Raw genomic sequence first — 20,042 nt, forward strand, 5'->3', positions numbered from 1 at the left:
GCGACCGACACTACGCTCAAGTATCAGCCCCGGGCCTGCAATGCCTTGTCAAGACCGCGCCTCACCCCGGAAAACAGCTCATCCAGCTGCTCGGCCGTGATGATCAGCGGCGGGCAGAAGCAGATGGATTCGCCAATAGGCCGGGTAATGACGCCTTCGCTTTCGATAGCGGCGGCCAGCGCAAGCGTTGTGTCGCCCGGCTTCATGCCCTCCCACGGCTTCACTTCCAGCGCACCGATAAGGCCTATGCCGCGCGAGGAATGGATGAGCGGATGATCGGCAAGAGCCTTCAGATGATCGAGAAACTTTCCTTCCAGGCGCGCGACATTGCCGACCAGATCGCGCTCCTGAATGATCTTCAGGTTCTCAAGGCCCACTGCAGTCGCAACCGGATGGCCGGAGGCGGTGTAACCGTGGCCGAAAGAGCCGATCCGGTCTGATTCATCGGCGATCGGCTGATAGAAATCATCGTTCATGATGATGGCCGAGAGCGGCATATAGGATGACGAAATCTGCTTTGAGACGACAAGCACGTCGGGTTTGATGTCGTAGGTCTCGCAGGCAAACATCTTGCCGGTACGGCCAAAACCACAGATGACCTCATCAACCACCAGCAGGATGTCATACTTTTTCAGGATCGCCTGCACGCCTTCCCAATATCCTTCGGGCGGCAAGAGAACGCCACCCGCGCCCATGACAGGTTCACCCCAGAAGGCGGCGATGGTCTCGGGACCTTCGCGGAGGATCAGGTCTTCCAGTTCCCCAAGAATACGCGCGGTGAAGTCTGCCTCGCTTTCCCCATCCTTTCCAAAGTGGACATAGGAGGGGCAGGCCGTATGCAGCATGCGGTCCAGCGGCAGGTCAAAGCTCTCATGATTGCGCGGCAGACCGGTGATAGAGGCCGACGCGATGGTTACCCCATGATAGCCCTTGATGCGGCCGATGATCTTTTTCTTGTCCTTTTTGCCAAGCGCATTCGAGCGATACCAGACCATTTTGGCGACAAGGTCGTTGGCCTCCGAGCCGGAGGAGGTGAAATGCACCTTCGACATGGGCACAGGCGCAAGCTTGATCAGCAGTTCCGCCAGATCGACGGACGGGCCATGGGTCTTGTAGGAGAAGGTGTGGTAATAGGGCAGCTTCTGCATCTGCTTCGTTGCCGCATCAACCAGCCGCTTTTCGCCGAAACCGAGCGCTACCGACCACAGCCCTGCCATCGCCTCGATATAGCGCTTGCCGCTGCTGTCGGTCACATAGACGCCCTCGCCGCTTTCGATCACCAGACCGCCGGTCTTTTCGAATTTGCGCAGGTTGACGTTCGGGTGCATCTGATAGGCGATATCGCGTGCCTCGACGGAATTCGGCAGGATGGTCATCGATGAGGGCTCCGTTTCGGTTGATGTCCAAGGCGTCAGACGTGCTGTCCGCCATTGATGTGGATTTCTGCGCCGTTGATATAGCTCGATTGATCCGAGCAGAGGAAATAGATGGTTTGCGCCACCTCGGCCGTCGTCCCGAGACGCCCCAGCGGCACCTGCGCATCCACCAGTTCGGCGGTGCCGGGGGAAAGAATGGCCGTGTTGATCTCGCCTGGCGCTATGGCGTTGGCGCGCACGCCACGCGGGCCGAATTCATGAGCCAGTTCGCGCGTGAGCGCCGCCAGCCCAGCCTTGGAGGCGGCATAAGCGACGCCGGCAAAGGGATGAACCCGCGAGCCGACAATGGAAGTGACATTGACGATTGAGCCCTTGGCCGCTTCCAGTTCCGGCAGAAGGGCGCGCGCAAGAAGCGCCGTCGAAACAAGGTTGACGTTCATGACCCGCGTCCAGATTTCCGCCGTTGTATCCGCCACCCCTAGCCGACTGCCGCCTTCACCCTTAGGCGAAATCCCGGCATTGTTGACAAGAGCTGCAAGCTTGCCGTCGGGCAGGCGCGAGCGCACCTCATCCGCCAGCTCATCGATCCGGGACAAATCCTCGAGATCAGCCTGAATGTGGCTTTCCCTGGCAGAGGGCCAGCGGCATTCCTCGGAAAAAGGCTGCCGCGATACGGTGAGGATCCTCCAGCCTTTTTCCTGAAAAAGCTTGACGGTGGCATGCCCGATGCCGCGGCTCGCGCCGGTGAGAAGCATGAAGGGAACAGCCATGTGAGAACTCCTGTGCCATGCGATCCGTTAAGCCGGACACATTCAGCGTCGCATGTTAAAGGGCTGCAAGCGGCTGGCAAGGTCTTTTCTGTCGCACTGCGGCAATCTCTGGATCGGCCATGAGCTCATCCCATGCGAGACCCCACGCTCAATCCGCGCAGGTTTCCGATTTCGCAAAATCTCCGCCAGCCCGAAAGACAAGGGGGTAAGTGGTCGCGCCCGCCAAAGGTTTTGCATTGGCGATGACGCCCTGTAAGTTGCGGCGGGATAACCCGGCCCGAAAGCTTGCGAGGACGTCAAATGTTTCTGACCAACAAGGAGATGCTCGACCTAATCGAGCTTCGTCATGATCTTCATCGTCACCCGGAAGTTTCCGGCGAGGAGAAAGAAACCGCACGGCGCATTTGTGCTTTCCTTGAGCACGCGCAGCCCGACCATGTCTTGACCGATTTCGGCGGCCACGGCGTTGCGGCCATCTATGATAGCGGCAAAGCCGGCCCGGCAATCCTCATCCGTTCCGAACTCGACGCTTTGCCCATTCACGAGAAAAGTGAGGTGGATCACCGATCGGTTACCGATGGCAAAGGCCATCTTTGCGGTCATGACGGACATTCTACCATTCTGACGGCATTGGCGTTGGGTCTTTCCCGCGAGCGGCCGGCGACCGGCCGGGTGATCCTTCTCTACCAGCCCGCAGAAGAGAACGGCGCGGGCGCAGCGGCCGTCCTCGCCGATCCTCGCTTCGAACAGATCAAGCCCGATTTTTCCTTTTCACTGCACAATCTGCCCGGCCTCCCACTTGGCTTTGTCAGCGTGACGGCGGGGCCGGTCAATTGCGCATCGCGTGGCATCAAGATTAGGCTCTCCGGTAAAACCGCTCATGCCTCTTCACCCGAGCACGGCATCTCGCCAATGCGGGCAATCTCGCAGTTGATGCCAGCCTTGGCTCAACTCGGTTCAGGCTTTCCGCCCGAGCCTGATTTTTCGATGGTCACCATCACCCACGCGGTCATGGGAGAAGCTGCTTTCGGTATTTCGCCGGCGGACGCTGAAATCTGGGCGACCCTGCGAACGCTGACGGACGCCCGGATGGAAAAGCTCTGCGAGGCAGTGGAATCACTCGCGAGACAGATTGCAAGCGATCAAAAGCTAACGCTTGAGATGGCTTATGACGATGTTTTCCTGCATTGCGAAAATGCTTCTGATGCGGTCGACCATATCCGTCGAGCGCTGGACGACGAGAATATAGCCCACGGTTCCGAAGGCCTGCCGATGCGGGCCTCGGAGGACTTCGGCCGATTTCGTGCCGTTTCCTCCTCCGCCATGTTCTTCCTGGGTGCAGGCAGAGACTACCCCAACCTGCACAATCCGGATTACGATTTTCCAGACGCGTTGATCGGCATCGGTGCACGCATCTTCATGCGCCTGATCCGCAACCTGACAAAAGCGACATAGCGATCAGCCGCCCTGGGGGCCGTTGCTCGGCCGGGCAGCACGGACGGCGGCGAGCCCCCTGATACCATCCTTGTTACCGATCGCGGTCAGGCTCTCGAAAATCTGGGCGGCCTCACCATATCGCTTCATCGCAAGATAGGAATAACCACGCAGCACCATCAGATCCGTGCGCTCATCCGCAAGCCGTGCACGCTGGTCGAGCAGGAGCAGCGTCTCGGCATAGCGTTTCGACTGGAAGGCGGAGACCGCGCGATCCGCAAGGATGGACACCTGCAACTCGGTCGCGCGAGGGCGGTCCAAGCTCGACTTCGTCGCCGAGACGGCCGCGTGATCCGTGAGGCCCATGCGCAGATAAGCAAGGCTCTGGCCGTACGCCGCGTCGCTTTTCACCGTCGAATGACCGCTCTCAATTGCTGATTCAAAGGCTTTCAGTGCCTCCGCCGGCCGGTTCGTTTCCATCAGGCACCAGCCGAGATCGAGGGCCTGCTGCGGCGGCAGACGCTGCGGATCAGGATAAGCCGTACAGGACCGTGGTCGTGAGGCCGCGCTCGTGTCCCTTTGTGCTTGCGCGGGCCTGCGTGCCTGCTTGCGGGCAGCTTCCGGCTGCTGTGCGACAGCAGGGGCATAGGTCACCGCAGTCTCGCTCTGGGGTGCATATGTGGGGACCGGCGTTGTCGCCTGGGCCGCCGCGGTTATGGGCGCAACCGGCTGGCCGGTCTGCTCCACCATACGCGCGGTTCCGACATCGGCGATGCGTTGCGAGCGACCGCCCCACTGCTGCTGGATCCCGCGTAGACCGGCGAGATTACGCAGATCGTGATAGCTGACTGCTATTCCATAGGCAGATGGTTCATCGTCCGGCTTCCAGCCAAGGGCTGTGCTAAACCATTGCAGGGCGAGCGGGGTCTGCCGAAAAGCCAGCGAATACCACCCGAACTGCTGGGCGGTCGCCGCATCCTTACGGGCTACCGTTTCGGCAGCGATGCGTTGCAATACATCAGGCGGCAACGCGACCGGTGGCTGCAGCGCAAGAAGATTGGCCGTTGCGGCAAGATAGGTGGCACGCGCATCGTCGGAAGCGCCCCGCCACTTAAACATGACATCTTCTGCCTCGCGCGGCTCGTTGCGATCAATCAGGGCGAGCGCCAATCCCTGGGATGCCGATGCGCTATCTTCCTCTTCCCGCGCCTTGCGGAACCACTTTTCCGCCTCGGTCATGTTTTTCTGGCGAATGTAATACCAGCCCAGCAGGAGGGCATCGCTTGAAAGCTTGTCGGTCTCTGCCAGCCTTTCAAGCCGCATCACATAGGCTGAGGGAACGGTCGCGACCTGCTCCTCGCCATCTTTTGGCTTTTCTCCGGCTTTGGCCACAAACTGGCGGGCGAGATCGTTCTTGACGGGTTCGAACTCGAGCTGACCATCCGCGCCGGGTTTCTCCTTGGCCAGCAATTCGTCCATCATCTCGGCCGGCAGGAGCGCCGATGCCTTCTGCACCGTGGCGAGCCTGTCGTTTGCGGCAGTGCAATTATTGAGAATGTACAGATAGGCGTCGCGCGCGCGTCCCATCCGGTCCGTATTGGCGAAAGCCTCCGCTACCCGCCACAGGACGTCGACCTCGCCGCAGGTCAAGAGGCCAGGATTACCGGCCGCCGTGTCCACCACCGTGGCATATTGCTTGAGGTCGGAGGCATTGACGAGACGTTGACGCGCCTCGGCGAGGGAAAGCATGCCCATCAGATTGTCCGGCGGCTGCCAGTCTGGCTCGGCCTGCTGGCGATCGGCAATGGCCTTCCTCACCTCTGCATAGCGGCCATCCGTGTAGAGCTGCCACATGGCATCGAGTTTCGGATCGCCGTTTTCGGGGACGGCGAGAGGATCAGCAGGCGGCGTCCAGTTGGGATAAAGCGCGCGAAGGCGTGCGATTTCCGCCTGGAGGCGCTGGGTGTCTCCCTTCGCCGCAAAATAGCGCAACGCGCTCAGATCGACGTCGGGCATACCGTCCGATTTCGGCTGCGACGCGCGCGGCGGCGGCGAAACGGTTGATGGTGCCTGCACCGTCTGGGGCTCATCCCCCGGACCACGGGACTGTTGTGCGGGCACCGGATCGGATGCCGGCACCGTGACGGGCGGCGTTGCAGGCTGCGTCACCTGCGCCATTTCGCGGTTCTTGACGAACGCATTTATCTGCGCCGGATTGGCGGCTGGCGAAATGCGCTGTACGGCCCTGTTGTCCCCCACTGCGGAGGTGTGGACGTCCGATACTCGTCCGAGAATGGTGTCACGCCAATGGAAGGCCGCGAGCGCCACCAGGACGAGGATGAGAGCCGAGGTGGACAAAGGCTTGTTCATCGGCATTCCCCGTTATTCCTTGCCAGAAACGACAATGCCAGAAGATGCAATGTGGAAGGATAATAAAGCGTTGGCTGGAAGTTCTTGAGATCGTCGGAGATTGCGGGCCCGCCGCTGGCGCAGGCCGCAAGCGCCGGAATAATACGGTAGCCTGGATCCGATAAAACGTCTTTCACGGCACCGGTCTTCAAATCGAAGGTTCCGGCAGCACCGCTCTCCAGCGTCATGCCGCCTTTCAGCCGGGATAGCAGTTCAGGTGAGCCCATCTTCGCTCTGGCGAGATAAAGCGGGATCCGAATGGCATTATAACCGAACTCCGGCGGAAAACCGGATGCTGGCTGCGGCTTTGTTTTCACGGATACCCAGTCCGCCGGCAGTTTTTTGTCACTGAATGCAAACGCTGCGATCTGCGCCACACCGTCATCAGCCACCGTTTTCCAGAGCGGCGACGGCACGAGGAGATCGAGAACGGGAAACGCCTCGAAAATCAGATAGGAGGGATTGACGACAGGGCCATCGGTCCGGTCAGCCTCGTCGAAACCGCTGGCGGCCGGCAAAAGCAACGTGCGCCCACCACGCTGCACAACGGTCTTTTTAAGGACGGCGGAGGCAATGGCAGCGGCTGCTTCGGCATAGTCCTGACGGTTCCATTGACCGGCAGCAAGCGCCAGCGCGTAAGCAATCAGGATATCGCCATCCGTGGCGTTGTTGATATCGGTGACATGCGGCTTGGTGCGTGGGTCCCATTTCCAAGCAGAAAGTCCGTCATCACGGACCAAAAGCTCCGTGCGCGTGAAACTCCAGATCAGTTCGAAGTCGGAAAGATCATCTGCAAGCACGGCAAGCCACATGCCATAGCCCTGTCCCTCGCTGTGACTGATGTTGCCATTGCCGGTATCGATGATACGGCCGCCAGAATCCAGGAAGGCGTCCTTATAGGCAGCCCAAGCCTCGGGCGAGACCGAGGCGGCGTGTGTGGCAGATATGTTGGTGAAAATTGCCATGACGGACAGAAGGGTGAGGATTGCCAGTTTTGAAATCGCGCTCTTCATCTGTGCCGCCCCATCATCCGCAGCATCGTAAACGTGGCAAGGCCAAGAAGTGACACGAAACCGATAAACGCCAGTGAATAAGACAGAACATTGGACGACAACCAGTTCGCCGCGACCAGCCGCCAGTTGGAGAAGGAAAACGCCCGCGTGATGTAAAAATGCGGCCGCTCCACCTCAACCGTTTCAACCTTTTCGGCAGCGGCATCGTAAGCTGCCACACGCCCCGTTACGCTGCGCCAGCGGTCTTCCCGCGTCATTGCCGCCATGCCGTCAAACAGCTCGGCCGAAGACGGGGCGGTCGCCAGCGTCCACACTCCATTGCCGGACGGGCTGAGGCCCTGCGCCAGCATGAAAGACACATTGCCGGGTGGCGCATAAGCCTGTTCGGCCGCTGGCAGGAAGCGCAGCGTTTCCGAGCTGAGGTCGAAATTCCGCTTCATCCACTCCTCGAGGGACGACACCTGCCCCTCCCAGACGCCGCCGTCCACCCTCTCGCGCCAGTCGTTGAAAAGAGTTTCGCTACCCTGCGTCGGCGCCTGGACACCTGCACCCATCTTCCACGAGATCTGACTGGAAGGCACAAGGTTGAACTGACCGATCAGGGCCTGCGGGAATTGCGAGATCGTTCCGACGAACAACGCGTCACGATCGCCGATCACCAGCGGGGACGCTACGGTCTCGATGTCGATGGGATGGCCCGCCACGCTCGCCAGCCGGCTGACCAGCGTGGCGGCGGCAGACATGGTGTCCGTGTCGAAGCGATCGAGCGAAAGCGCAACCGGCGTTCCGCCGGTCCGGTAAGGTTGTCCGGCGCCTGCCATCGCCGCCAAATCCGGCTTGAGGCCGATCTGGGCGTAATCGGGGATATGAAGTTCCGAGGTATCGAACAGGGCAAAGCGCGGGGTGGTGCTGGCGGGCGCACCGGGAGCGCAGGCCTGATCCTGTGCCGTCATCAACACGGCCTCGATGCTCACCTTGTTCGGCCCGGGCTTGAAGTGGCGCATCGTCACCTTGATCGGCAGATGCCGGAAAATCCCGCCGCCATTATTGGAGATCGGCACAGTGGAGGCGATCTCGTCATTGACGTAGATATCCACATGGCTCCCTGGCAAGACCTGTGACGAATAGGCGGCATCGAGGAGAAGCGATGCCTCGCCATAGGCGGAGGCGTAAAAATCGGCCGGCATGCCGACGTAGAATTCGTTGCGGAATCGCCGTCCGCCGAATTCGGCGCTTTCAATGCCAAGTTCGGAAAGCGCGATCCGCCGATCCGACATGACGAGCGGCACGTCGGGCGCATGCCAGCCGCGGGTCGAGAAGGTGGTTCGCTGCGCACCCGGCGTACGCGAGATCGTTGAAAACAGCGTCTCTATCGCCGCCTGAACCGCCTGCGGCGTGGGGCCGCTCACAAAAAGAGGCGAAAAACCGCCCGGCGCCGTCGCACCAAATCCGGCAAAGGCGCCCGCCGATGCCTCTGGCGGCAGAGTGCCGGCCATACCAGCAATTTCGCGGGCTGTACCCGCAAAGACCGTCAACGTGCCGGCCTTTCGCTCGGCGGAGGGAGCCGTCACGAAACGGATGGTCTGATTGGGCATCTGCGTTCTGAGCGCGAGCGCCTGCGAAAGCCGCAGAAGAGAATCTGCGAATGCCGGATTGCCGAGCGCCGGCGCGACAATCTCGATTGAGGTCATCGCCTTGCCATCCGGTCCGGTAGACTGAATGTCGTCGATATTGGCAAAGCTTCCGGCGACGTCCGCATTGAAGCCAATATAGGTACTTGCGGGGTCGATTTCCGTCCACAGATCGTAGGTGGACTGGATTGTGCAGTCGGTTCTGTGTCGTTGCTCCACACCCAGTCTCACGACATTCGAGCCAACCTGCAAAACGCCAGGCGGTATTTTCAGGGAAACATTGCCTTCGGTCTCAGGCGCTTCGATGCGCGCCGGCTCAAGCGGCACGTTGTTGAGGCTGACCTTCAAATTCGAGCTTTCCGGCGCAACCACGATCGCGTTCTGGTAGCCAATATTGAGCGTAACTGCCGCATTCACCTGCTCAGGCGTCAGGTAGACGCTCCATTGCCGGCGGTCTATCTCGCCGGAAAGGCTGAGTTTCTCATAGGGGAGGATATAACGGCGGCGGCTGTCGGCGCTGGTTGTCGACGCGGGCTCCGTAACCGGCCTCGTGGCATCCTGCCGCTGCGGAGCAGAAACCGGTGGGGGCGCTGGAACGGCCGGTCGCTGTTGTGGGGCTGGCTGCGCCGAGACGGGTGGCGGGCTGGATGGCTGGGACGGCGCTGTCGCCGGCATCTGGGCAGGGGGCAGCGCCCGCGGCGGCGGTGGCGTCGCGGGCGGGCGCTGGATGGGCGCAGTCTGGGCAGGCCGTTCCGGAGACATGTCGAAGGGCGATTGCGCCATCGCGCCCGTTGCCGTGACAGTCAATAGGAGCAGTGCAAGAGAATCCCGAACGGGTTTGTGGCCGGTCATTTCACGGCTCCCGCAGGCTTGACCTCTTTCGCCCCCGGCCGAAGCGCCTTGCCGAGGTAATAAAGGCCACGTTGCGTCTGGAAGAGCGCTATCGCGAGAAAAATTGCCGTGCCGCGGATGAGGCCGGGGTTTTTGCGGCGAACGCGCTGGAATTCGCTCCACTGCTCCGAATTGGCAAAAATGAGATCCGCGATCAGGCGATGATCGACGGCGCGCTGCGGCGAGAAGGTGCAACCGATCGAAAGGAAGCCATCGCCTTTCGCCGTGCGCACCACTTTGACAGGCATGGATTCCGGCACGCCCTCGCTATGTGGCTTCACCTTGACGATGGCGGTCGAGCCTTTTTCGATGCCGGCGGCACCTTCGTACAGGTTGATGAGCAGACCATGCACCGAAACATTGTCGATCGACGCCGGTACCCACGTATCGCTGCCCTCTAGCTTGACTTCGCAACGCCGCTTGACGGTGATGCGTCGCGAAGCCGATTTGTCGCCGCGTTCGGAGACGACACCGAGCGCGCAGCCCGCAAAGATGAGGTTGAGCAGGTTCCACCCACCGACCACGAGCGTCACATCCGCCTTGTAGGGTTCGCTGTAAATTCGCCACGCGGCAAAGGCCATCGCCACCAGCAACAGACCGAAAATGACGAAGAACGGTCGGCTGATTTCCGAAAGGCGCGCCTCTGCGATCGATTCATCCTTGGCCGTTACCTTGAAGGTCGGTTTGCCGGGATTGAAGATCACGGAAACGACGGCCGGCAGCAGGTGAACCGTCTGCACATACTCATAAAGTTCCGAAATCCACGGCCAGCGGAAGCTGCCATAGAGATAGTTCTGCATCATCAGGTTCACGAGCATGTAGGCCGCCGTGTATGCCAGAAACTCGCCGCCCGACGCGACGAAAATCTGCAGATCGAAGAACAGGTAGAAGAGCGGCGCGAACAGAAAGATCGTGCGCGGGAACGGAAACAACCAGAACAGCGTCGACGACATGTAGCAGAGACGTTGCGTCACCGAGAGGCCCCGCTTGAACAGCGGCTGACGGAAGATCAGGATCTGCATCATGCCCTGCGCCCAGCGGCTGCGCTGGCCGATGAAGCTCGCAAAGGTCGCTGGCTGCAAACCGGCGATCAGCGGCTTGTCGACATAAATGCTGTTCCAGCCGCGGGAATGCAGCGCCAGCGCCGTTTCGCAATCCTCCGTGATGCTGACGCCGCTGAAGCCGTCCGTCTCCAGAAGCGCCTCGCGCCGCAGCACGGCGGCTGAACCACAAAAGAAGGCGCCGTTCCATTTATCGAGACCGCGCTGGATGATGCCGTAAAACATCTCGTTTTCGCTCGGCATCGTCTCAAAGGTGCGCAGATTGCGCTCGATAGGATCGGGATTGACGAAGAAATGCGGCGTCTGGACGAGAAAGAGACGTGGATCTTCCTGGAAGTAACCCACTGTCTCGAGCAGAAAGTCGCGCGCGGGTGCGTGGTCGGCGTCAAATACCGTCACGAGTTCCCCGGTCGAATGAGCAAGACCGTTATTGAGGTTTCCGGCCTTGGCATGCACGTTGCGCTCGCGCGTGAGGTATCGCACATCGAGGTCTTCGCAGAGCTTCTTCAGTTCTTCATGGCGGCGCTGCGCCGCCTGTGCCTCGACGATGTTGCTGGCATTGCGCTTCTGTACCGAGCCGCCATCATCCAGCAGCCATACGGTGAAACGATCTGCCGGATAATCCATGTTCTTCGCAGCCGCCAGCGTATTGGCCAGAAGCTCGGAATCCTCGTTATAGGTCGGGACGAAAACATCGACCGTCGGCCGGTAGTCAGGCGCGCCGGGTCTCGTCTTGCGCGACGGCAACGGCATGGACACGATGACAAGGCTGAGGCCCAGCATGACGACGCTGTACATTTCCGCGAGATAAAGCAGAAATCCCGGAATGAAGTTTTCGAGCTGGTTGACCGGCGGCAGCGTACTCGTGGTGCGCCAGTAAACGTAACGTAGAACAATCGCCGTACCGAATCCGAGCGCGATGAGGCGCCAAGCGCCCTGCCCGTTGAAGCTCTTGATCGTCGCCAGAAGGATGAGCGAAATCGCGGTCGCCACCAGATGCGTCTGCAGGCTGATCGGCATCGTGATGATGGCCAGCACGCAAAGCGATACAAGTAACCAGACGATGATTGTTATGGCCTTGCTCATCCAGAAACTTTCCGTTGTGTTCCCCATCCGGACTTTTCGACCGGCGTTCCTGCTTTTCGCGTCTCGGCTTTCTCGTTGGGTCCGGCGCTCACCTGCATCCTGAGGTCGCTCCCGAACCGGACAGGCACGCTGGCGACGGAATGACCACCTGCTGAACCTGCGAAGCATTGGCTGGACGGGCACTGTTGACCTGCGCTGCGCCCGTCTCTGAACGTCTCGCGGGCTGGACCGGCGCGCCCACCGAGGTCGGCGACGGAATGGCGACTGCTGCAACGGGCGGCAGGGGTTGTGGTTCCGGTTGCGAGGGCGCTGCAACCGCAACGCGGCGGATTGGCCGGACCGGCACACTGGCGGTCACTTCGCCGCCCGGCCGCATCGGCACATCCTCTGACTTGATCGGATAGACCGGTTTCCCGGGACGGCCAAGATTCGGGTCAACGGCACGCGGCGTGCCGTAGGGGTTCCAGCTGGGCGACGCATAGGTGCCGGTGATGGTGTAATTATACATGACGGCGAGCAGACGCTCCATGCTCGCGCCGGACTGGCACAGCCGCAGCCGTACCTTGATGCGACCGAGATTGCGGAAGTCCTGCCGCATGCTTTCCGGGGACCGAATATCCTGCCAGCCATAAAGGCAGGTATCATCACCCCTTCCCTGGCCGGCGGCATAGGAGAAGGCACCGTAAGCGTTCTGGAAATAATTTGCCGTCATGGCGATGTTCTGGCCCGGAAACTCCGCGCGGATTTCGCGCGCGACGGAAGCGGCGCGAAATCCGCTAAAGGAAAGAGTATCGCCGCCCGTGTCACCCGCCTGCTGCGGACCAAAAAACTCCGCCTTCAGATAATTCTGACCGGGCGTCGCAGCCTCCGAGCGCAAGATGACCTGCTGCGCAATGGCGTTGGAATAGGTACGATTGACCACAGTGACGATTTCCGGGCCACCGGGTGGCGGAAAAATCAGCGCCTCGGAAGGCGACGCCATCTGCGCGCCTCCGAACGACCGAACGCCCGCAGGAGTATTGCAGCCGGAAAGCACTGCAATAGAAAACAGCAATGAAGTATAGGCAGAAAATTTCACTGCCTTGCGCCCCTTTATGTCCCCACCGCCGCCAAGGTTAGAAAGAGACCGAATCACTAACGACCAGACCATTCCTACGAAATACGTGAGGACCAAGAATAAGCAATCGCAAATTTACGTTGTAATTTCTGATACTTTATGGATAGCGAATCGCCGCACTCAACCCCTATCTGTCTTAAAAAGATCGTGGAACCATTCGGTTCCCTGAAGGGTTCGCTTTTCGACAGGGCTGTAATTGCGCGGTTGTATCGCTGGAGTGCCATTGTCTATCTGCGCTCATTGCCACGCCCTGTTGTATTGACGACCATGATCCAAGCGTAAAAACAGAGAGTTACCTTATGACAGTGCAATTTCCGAGCGTTTCGCAGAAGCTTGCCGAAGAGACCGGAACACTCCGCAAGTGGCTGCATGACGACGCACTGCCGTTGTGGTGGGAGGCGGGGTCGGCCCGTCCGGACGGCGGCTTCCACGAGCGTCTCGACCAGAATGCGAAGCCGGTTTTTGCCGATAATCGCCGCGCCCGCGTGCAGCCGCGGCAGGCCTATTGCTTCGCCGCCGCGGGCCAGCATGGCTGGCAGGGACCGTGGAAAGACGCGGTGGTCCACGGCCTCTCGTGGTTCGAGAAGGTCTATCGCCTTGAAAACGGCCTTTACGGCAACCTCGCAGACCAGACCGGCAAGCTGATCGACCCATCGTTCGATCTCTACAATCAGGCCTTTGCACTTTTTGCTGCAGCACAGGCAGCATCTACGCTTCCAGAGCGACGGGAAGAGATGCGTGCCCGCGCGCTCGAAATCCTTGCCGTGCTTGAGCGCGACTATAGACACCCGGTTGCAGGCTTCGAGGAAGAAAATCCGCCGCGCACGCCGCTTTGCTCCAATCCGCATATGCACCTCTTCGAGGCCATGCTGGCCTGGGAGCAGGAGGACCCGACCGGTCCATGGTCGGCTTTTGCAGACGAGATTGCGGGACTGGCGCTCACCCGGTTCATCGACAGTGGCAATGGCGGATTGCGGGAGTTCTTCGAGCACGACTGGACGCCGCATCACAGCGAGAAAGGCCGGATCATGGAGCCGGGCCACCAGTTCGAATGGGCCTGGCTGCTGGTGCGCTGGGGTAGCCTGCGGGGAAATGCCGAGGCCATCCAGAAAGCTGGAAGGCTGTTCGAGATCGGCGAGAAATATGGCATCTGCCCGCGCCGCAAGGTTGCGGTGATGAGCCTTTACGACGATTTTTCGGTGCATGACGGGCTGGCGCGGCTGTGGCCGCAGACGGAATGGCTGAAGGCCGCAGTGCGACTGGCAAGCGTCACCGGCGGCGAGGAGCGACAGCGTTACCTTGCCTCCGCCCTCAGCGCCATCGGTGCATTGCAACCGTTCCTCGACACGCCGGTCAAGGGTCTCTGGTTCGACAAATGGCCGGCGGACAAGCCGATGATCGATGAACCCGCACCAGCAAGCAGCTTCTACCACATCGTCTGCGCCATCTATGAGGCTGAGGCAGTGTTGGCAGTTGACCTATAACAGCAAGCCACTAACGAGCGGCATCGCCGCTCGTCTGCTTGATGCCGGTCACACCTTGGCCGGGCGCACCACGCGCCAGTCAGGTCGACCGAGATTATGCGGCCAGGGATGGACATCCTTGTCGTTGAAATAGACGACTTCTTCCAGCCTTGGAAAATCCGCCTGCTTCAGCGTCACGTCGTTCATCCATGGCCGGACATAAGAATCGCTGCCTTCATAACCAAGTTCAGCGACCCAAACTGGCTTATTGAAGGTTTCGACGAGTCCGTACCCCTTGCGCAGGAGATCGGTGAAGGTCTGTGGCGCGCCATATTCGATCTTGTCGTAGTCCTCGAGACCGAAAACCGAGAGACCAACCAGATCCGCGTAGCCGTCACCGGGGTAGTAGGCCCGAAGACCGTCCAGACCCTTGGGTGACCACATCACTTTGACACCAGGGACAGCCTTGCGGGTCATATCCACGACGCGTTTATAGGCGGTGATGTAATCCCGCGGGTTCCAGCCCGACCACGAGAAGCGGCCAGTCGTGTCTTCCATTTCCTGTCCCCAGCGCAGGATCAGCGGGCTCTTCATCGCGGACATGCGTGCGGCGATCGCCTGCATGTTCTTGTCGTAGTCTCCGCTCAGAACCTTGCGCCGCAGTTCGTCGGAACTCAGCCGCCAGTTCACGTCCCATGACCAGGGTTCGACCGTGATCATAACCTTGCGTTTGCGCTCCAGCGCGTAGGCATCCGCAAGCGCCAGGCTGTCGAGATCGACGTCTTCCCAGGGCAGGAACAGATGTTCCGTCGCCACCCCGGCCTGACCGGTAAAATCCCCATGCGGATCGTAGGCGCCGAAACGAATGCCATCTGCATGCAACGTCGGGCGTTTGTCTGCAAGTGTCTTCATGCCCGTGGAGGTCATGGGGGCGACCCCTTGCGCGTCGAGCTTGAACACCGGAGACATTCCGGCGGTAAAGGCTGCGGCGGCGCCACTCGCGAACAGAAGTGTTCGTCTTGTTATCTGCATGACACCTTACTCCTTACCTTGTTGCCATCATCGCCTTGTCGTAAGCGGCGATCTGCGGCGTGACATCGTCCTTACGGACGAGTTTGAGGAACTCATCACCGGGCCGTGGCGGGTTATGCCGGAACACGTACCATTGCCCGCCCTGCTTGCGCTGGTAGAGCACGTTGCCGATGCGGCCATGGTCGAAGCAGGTATCGGCCTTGCCGCTTCCGGTCGCAGCCTTCCAGGTCGCGCGCATGCACAGGGTACCGTTGGCATCGACGGTCCAGCGGCCTTCACCGATGGACTTTTTGCCCTTTTCTTCCGTTGCGGCGATGAATTTGCGGCCGTCGGCAATGAACCGGCCGCCGCCCGTATCCCATTTCCAGGTCTTGTCGAAATACATCTCTACGACCTCGCTGGTTCTTAGTGGCTTCGGCGTCTTCGTGCCGCCTGCAGCATGGACGACGCTAGGCGCTGCCACCGCAAGACACAGTACGAAAGCGGAGAATCCGCATGTGCTTATTGTTGTTTTCATCACAGCCTCCTCCTTCATTGTCCGACCCTATTGTCGGCCAGCATGATCTCTCCAGTCGCCACCGCGGGTGGTGGCGGCATCATCGGTTCCGCCTGCATCTCCGGCGGGCCGCCCAATCCAGGCACGGAGATGCGCAGTTTTAGGCGCACCGATCTCGCACCTTCCACGCCCGCACCGGCGACCGTGAACCGCGTTTCGGTAAAACTCACATAGGGCTGCCCATGCGACAGGGCCTCCAGGCCGCCGATCGCGTGGTGACTGAGTTGGACGGCGCTCCCCGTCACCAGCAGCAGCGAACAGGCAGCGGCGGACGCACCGCCGCGCAGGGCGGGAAGCTTCGGAACACCGTTTTCCATGGCGTGGCGGATGAGTAGAAATACCGACAGCCCGGCATAGATCGCCACGTTAACGGCAGCGAAAACGAAGAATCCTTCGGCCCCGTTTTCCCGTGGCGCCAGCACCATGGCGAGAAGGCTGAGCGCTGCGAGAACGATGTAAGGGGCGACGACTCTGAGAGGCAGCGGCGGCTTTGCCTGCGTGCCCTTCGGCGTGATGCGGAAATCAACGAAATTGCCGCGGACCGTGTCACGTATCGCCGCCAGCACGCCCATCAGCGACCAGGGCCACCGCAGGAACAGAAACACCATCGCTTCCCAGCTGAAGAGCTTGGCATCATGCGGGCGAAAAGAGCCCGTGCCGCGCCAGAAGAAGGCGAACACGATCATGATCAGTGACGCGGGCAGGAAATGCGCCAGAAACGCCGGATAGGATGCATTGACCAGCACATTCCCCCTGAGCAACGCAACCGCCGGGAGCACGAACATCAGCGCCATGAAGCTGGAAAACAGCGGGTACCAGAGCTGCGAAAACAGGAATTGGAACCTCAGCCTCGGGGGCAGCTTCGGCACGTAGCGCCGCGAATATTGCAGCAGAATGGTCATCAGGCTGCGCGACCACTGAAATTCCTGGACGATGAGATCTGCGAAGGTCGTCGGCCCGTCGCCATGGGCGATGGCGTTGACGGCGTGGACGCCGCGCCAGCCGCCGGCATTCATCAGAAGCGTCGTGGAGTGGTCCTCGGCAAGCTCCGGCCCGAGGCCGCCAACCTCGCGCAGGGCTTTCGTGCGCACGGCATAGTGCGAACCGATGCAGAGCGGCGCCCAGCCATTATTATAACCCAGCTGCAGCGCGCCATGCAGGCTCGCCTCGGCATAGAGCCTGCCGCGGGCGGCCCAACTTTCACCGGCGTTAGCGTCGCAGATGCTCGGAGCCGAAACATATCCAACCGCCGGATCGGCAAAGGGACGCATGATCTCACGGAGATAATCGGGTTGAGGCACATGGTCGGCATCGAACTGCGCGACGAAATCATAACGTTCATAACCGTAATGATCGTAGAAATAGGCAAGATTGCCTTCCTTGCAGCGTGTGCGCCGCGGCCAGGTCTTGCGATGATAGTCGGCGACGCCCTGCCGGGTTGAAACGAAAACCCCGTGCGCGCCGCACCATTTCAGCGTCTGGGCATCCGGCGCTTCATCGGCCAGCCAGACATCGAACTCAAGACCCTTTTGCTCGAGCATGGCAAGCAGCGTCTTTTCCACGACCGCAAAAGGTTCCGAGGGCGCCTTGGTGACGACCATCGCCATCCGGCCGTGCGGCAGCGGCGAACGCCGGTCGACGACCTTCGCGTTCAGAAAGATGAAGATGAAATAGGAGGGCAGAAGCGTGATCCACGCGAGCGTGACCGTGACGATCGTGTAATAGGGCCAGTCGACCACCCGGTCGCGGTCGAGCCACCAGATCCAGAAGTAAGCAAGCGTTACCAGCCAGCCACCGATGCCGAGCAGATAGGCGATACGGTTCCAGCCGGCAAAGACAGGCAGCATCCGCAAGTGGACGGCCCCTGCAGCGGCGGCGGCTTTGGGCACCGAAGGAATGGCGTGTCCCTTCATGACCGCACCTCCAGCCCGAAACCGGGGCCAGCTGTGCGGATGATGGTGTCTATATCGGAGCGCGTGGGAGTGAAACCGAGGGTTTCTTCCGCACGTTTGATATCCGCAAACAGCGCGGGCGGGTCGCCGGCACGCCGGGCGCGGAAATGGACTGGCACCTCCTGCCCCGTGACACGGTGGATGGCGCGAATGATATCCCCCACCGAGGTACCGCGGCCGGACCCCAGATTGACCCGCAGCGTCTCCCCGCCATCTATGAGATATTTGACAGCGGCGACGTGCGCATCGGCAAGATCGCTGACGTGGATGTAATCACGAACGCACGTGCCATCGGTGGTGTCATAATCCGCACCGAAAACGTCCAGTTGCGGCAGCTTGGCAGCGGCAGCCATCAGCGCACGCGGGATCAGATGGGTTTCAGGCTCGTGCCGTTCATAAAGCTCGCCATCCGGATCGGCTCCCGCCGCATTGAAGTAGCGCAATGCCACGAACCGCAGGCCATAGGCAGCGGCATAGTCTTCCAGCGCCATCTCGAAAATCAGCTTGGTTCGCCCGTAAGGGTTGACCGGCATCTGCGCAGTTTCCTCGCGGATCGGCAATTGCGGCGGCACGCCATAGGTTGCGCAGCTGGAAGAAAACACCAGACCGCCGATATTTTCGTCGAGGCAGGCATCCAGCAGCGCCAGGCTCCCGGCAACATTGTTGCGGTAATATTTGCGCGGATCCTCCACGGATTCACCGACATAGGCATTGGCCGCACAATGGATGACGAAGGATGGCGCGAATTCCCGGAGCGTTGCTCTCAGGGGGCGGTTGTCGAGAATGTCGCCCTCGACAAAGGGACCCCATCGAACCGAATCCGCATGGCCGGTCGAAAGATTGTCGTATGCGATGGGCCTGAAGCCGGATCGAGCAAGCGCCTTGCAGATGTGGCTGCCTATGAAGCCGGCCCCGCCCGTGACGAGGATTGTGCGTGGCATGTCATGCGACCTCCGCCACGGCCTTGCCTGCCAGCATCGCATCGAAATAAGCGATGGTTCTCTCCAGGCCAATTTCAAGCGGTACGCGCGGCTGCCATCTCAGCAACTCGTTTGCCCGTGAGATATCGGGGCGACGTTGCTGGGGGTCGTCGACCGCCGCAGCCAGATGCACGATGCGCGACCGTGAGCCCGTCATGCGGATGACGATATCGGCCAGTTGCCGCACCGGAATTTCCGTGGGGTTACCAAGGTTGATCGGCCCGGTGCAGTCTTTCGACTTCGCCGAGAAGCGCAGGAAGCCGTCGATGAGGTCATCGACATAGCAGAAGGACCGCGTCTGGCTGCCATCGCCGTAAATGGTAATGTCGTCGCCCTTCAGCGCCTGGACGATGAAATTCGAAACGACGCGGCCGTCATCAGGGCGCATACGCGGCCCATAGGTGTTGAAGATACGCCCCACCTTGATGTCGACGCCAAAAGTTCGGTGATAATCGAAAAACAGCGTTTCGGCGCTGCGCTTGCCTTCATCGTAGCAAGCTCGCGGCCCGATTGTATTTACATTGCCGAAATAGGTTTCGGGCTGCGGATTGACATGAGGATCGCCATAAACCTCCGAGGTCGAAGACTGTACGACAGTTGCACCGCACTTGCGCGCCACCTCAAGCACGTTGACCGCGCCAAGCACATTCGTCAGCAGCGTGCCGACAGGGTCGCGCTGGTAGTCGGGCGGCGACGCTGGTGAAGCGAAATTGAAGATCAGCGATACATCGATATCATAGGGCTTGCGAACATCGTGCTCGACCAGCGAAAACCGCTTATTTTCCCGCAAATGGGCAACATTTGCCGTGCGTCCGGTGGAAAGATCGTCGAGGCAAATCACCTCGTGGCCGCTGCTCAGCAGGCGCTCGCAAAGATGGGAGCCCAAAAAACCGGCCCCACCATTAACGAGGACACGTTGACCAGGTTTCCATTCCGAATAAATGGTTACGCCATTGTCGTGATCGTTGGGAACGAAATTACGCATGACACACGTCTCCCCATGAGGAATCAGCACAGCTGATCCAACTACCTTTGATCAAACTTCAGATTGCACGGCATTTTGAATATCGCCCTCCGGTTTTTACTTCTTCTGGAGGAATTAATATTCACATTCGAAACTTTTCAACTTCCATGATAGGCACAGTGAAAGACAGGTCAACTCTATTTTATCGAAATATTACAATTGATTACCCTAGATTTCTCGAAATAACCCGTCAGTTTAATCCTTTTTAATTATGCCTCTATTATGCCTATCTTATTGAGCATTAGCG

The 20,042-nt window shown here is 60.1% G+C and carries 14 protein-coding genes; 2 read left to right on the forward strand and 12 right to left on the reverse strand.

The window, feature by feature from the left end; all coding sequences use genetic code 11:
- Nucleotides 1–23: 23 nt before the first annotated feature.
- Both AT6N2_RS15425 and AT6N2_RS15430 read right to left on the reverse strand, forming a co-directional pair.
- Complete coding sequence (locus AT6N2_RS15425) at nucleotides 24–1,376, reverse strand: aspartate aminotransferase family protein (RefSeq protein ID WP_209090126.1); 1,353 nt, start codon at nucleotides 1,374–1,376, stop codon at nucleotides 24–26.
- Nucleotides 1,377–1,411: 35 nt separating this feature from the next.
- The gene (locus AT6N2_RS15430) at nucleotides 1,412–2,146 is read right to left on the reverse strand and encodes an SDR family NAD(P)-dependent oxidoreductase (RefSeq protein WP_209090128.1); all 735 of its coding nucleotides are present in this window, start codon (nucleotides 2,144–2,146) and stop codon (nucleotides 1,412–1,414) included.
- Nucleotides 2,147–2,446: 300 nt separating this feature from the next.
- Here AT6N2_RS15430 and AT6N2_RS15435 point away from each other — a divergent pair, with 300 nt between their 5' ends.
- Nucleotides 2,447–3,601: an amidohydrolase gene (locus AT6N2_RS15435; RefSeq protein ID WP_209090129.1), complete on the forward strand. Its 1,155-nt coding sequence runs from the start codon at nucleotides 2,447–2,449 to the stop codon at nucleotides 3,599–3,601.
- Between the two features lie 3 nt (nucleotides 3,602–3,604).
- On the opposite strand, the gene AT6N2_RS15440 is transcribed toward AT6N2_RS15435, so the two are convergent.
- From AT6N2_RS15440 to bcsN, 5 genes are all read right to left on the reverse strand, one after another.
- Complete coding sequence (locus tag AT6N2_RS15440) at nucleotides 3,605–5,956, reverse strand: cellulose synthase (RefSeq protein WP_209090130.1); 2,352 nt, start codon at nucleotides 5,954–5,956, stop codon at nucleotides 3,605–3,607.
- Nucleotides 5,947–7,002 (reverse strand): glycosyl hydrolase family 8, encoded by a 1,056-nt coding sequence (locus AT6N2_RS15445; protein WP_209090131.1) that lies wholly within the window; start codon nucleotides 7,000–7,002, stop codon nucleotides 5,947–5,949. Before AT6N2_RS15445 ends, AT6N2_RS15440 begins: the two co-directional genes overlap by 10 nt.
- The gene (locus AT6N2_RS15450; RefSeq protein WP_209090132.1) at nucleotides 6,999–9,485 is read right to left on the reverse strand and encodes a cellulose biosynthesis cyclic di-GMP-binding regulatory protein BcsB; all 2,487 of its coding nucleotides are present in this window, start codon (nucleotides 9,483–9,485) and stop codon (nucleotides 6,999–7,001) included. Before AT6N2_RS15450 ends, AT6N2_RS15445 begins: the two co-directional genes overlap by 4 nt.
- Entirely contained in the window at nucleotides 9,482–11,671 is a 2,190-nt protein-coding gene (gene bcsA / locus AT6N2_RS15455; protein WP_063950038.1) for a UDP-forming cellulose synthase catalytic subunit, read from the reverse strand. The genes AT6N2_RS15450 and bcsA overlap by 4 nt, the downstream gene beginning before the upstream one ends.
- Before the next feature lie 88 nt (nucleotides 11,672–11,759).
- Entirely contained in the window at nucleotides 11,760–12,653 is an 894-nt protein-coding gene (gene bcsN / locus AT6N2_RS15460; protein WP_233282512.1) for a cellulose biosynthesis protein BcsN, read from the reverse strand.
- 434 nt (nucleotides 12,654–13,087) lie between these two features.
- On the opposite strand from bcsN, the gene AT6N2_RS15465 reads away from it, so the two are divergent.
- On the forward strand, nucleotides 13,088–14,272 hold the full coding sequence (locus AT6N2_RS15465; RefSeq protein WP_209090134.1) for an AGE family epimerase/isomerase: 1,185 nt from the start codon (nucleotides 13,088–13,090) through the stop codon (nucleotides 14,270–14,272).
- Between the two features lie 48 nt (nucleotides 14,273–14,320).
- Here the strand turns inward: AT6N2_RS15465 and AT6N2_RS15470 are convergent, their stop codons facing one another.
- Genes AT6N2_RS15470 through AT6N2_RS15490 form a run of 5 tightly spaced genes read right to left on the reverse strand, consistent with a single transcriptional unit; the run spans nucleotide 14,321 to nucleotide 19,756 of the window.
- Nucleotides 14,321–15,283: a glycoside hydrolase family 26 protein gene (locus tag AT6N2_RS15470; RefSeq protein ID WP_209090135.1), complete on the reverse strand. Its 963-nt coding sequence runs from the start codon at nucleotides 15,281–15,283 to the stop codon at nucleotides 14,321–14,323.
- Nucleotides 15,284–15,296: 13 nt separating this feature from the next.
- Nucleotides 15,297–15,800 (reverse strand): DUF995 domain-containing protein, encoded by a 504-nt coding sequence (locus tag AT6N2_RS15475; protein ID WP_063950171.1) that lies wholly within the window; start codon nucleotides 15,798–15,800, stop codon nucleotides 15,297–15,299.
- A gap of 14 nt (nucleotides 15,801–15,814) precedes the next feature.
- The gene (locus AT6N2_RS15480) at nucleotides 15,815–17,752 is read right to left on the reverse strand and encodes a glycosyltransferase family 2 protein (protein ID WP_209090137.1); all 1,938 of its coding nucleotides are present in this window, start codon (nucleotides 17,750–17,752) and stop codon (nucleotides 15,815–15,817) included.
- Nucleotides 17,749–18,732, reverse strand: coding sequence for a UDP-glucose 4-epimerase GalE (gene galE / locus AT6N2_RS15485; protein WP_209090139.1), 984 nt, complete (start codon nucleotides 18,730–18,732; stop codon nucleotides 17,749–17,751). Before galE ends, AT6N2_RS15480 begins: the two co-directional genes overlap by 4 nt.
- A gap of 1 nt (nucleotide 18,733) precedes the next feature.
- Nucleotides 18,734–19,756, reverse strand: a complete 1,023-nt coding sequence (locus tag AT6N2_RS15490; protein WP_063950044.1) for a UDP-glucuronic acid decarboxylase family protein — start codon at nucleotides 19,754–19,756, stop codon at nucleotides 18,734–18,736.
- Between the last annotated feature and the right edge of the window lie 286 nt (nucleotides 19,757–20,042).

It is taken from the genome of Agrobacterium tumefaciens (assembly GCF_017726655.1).
In the GTDB taxonomy this organism is placed as follows: Bacteria; Pseudomonadota; Alphaproteobacteria; order Rhizobiales; family Rhizobiaceae; genus Agrobacterium; species Agrobacterium tumefaciens_B.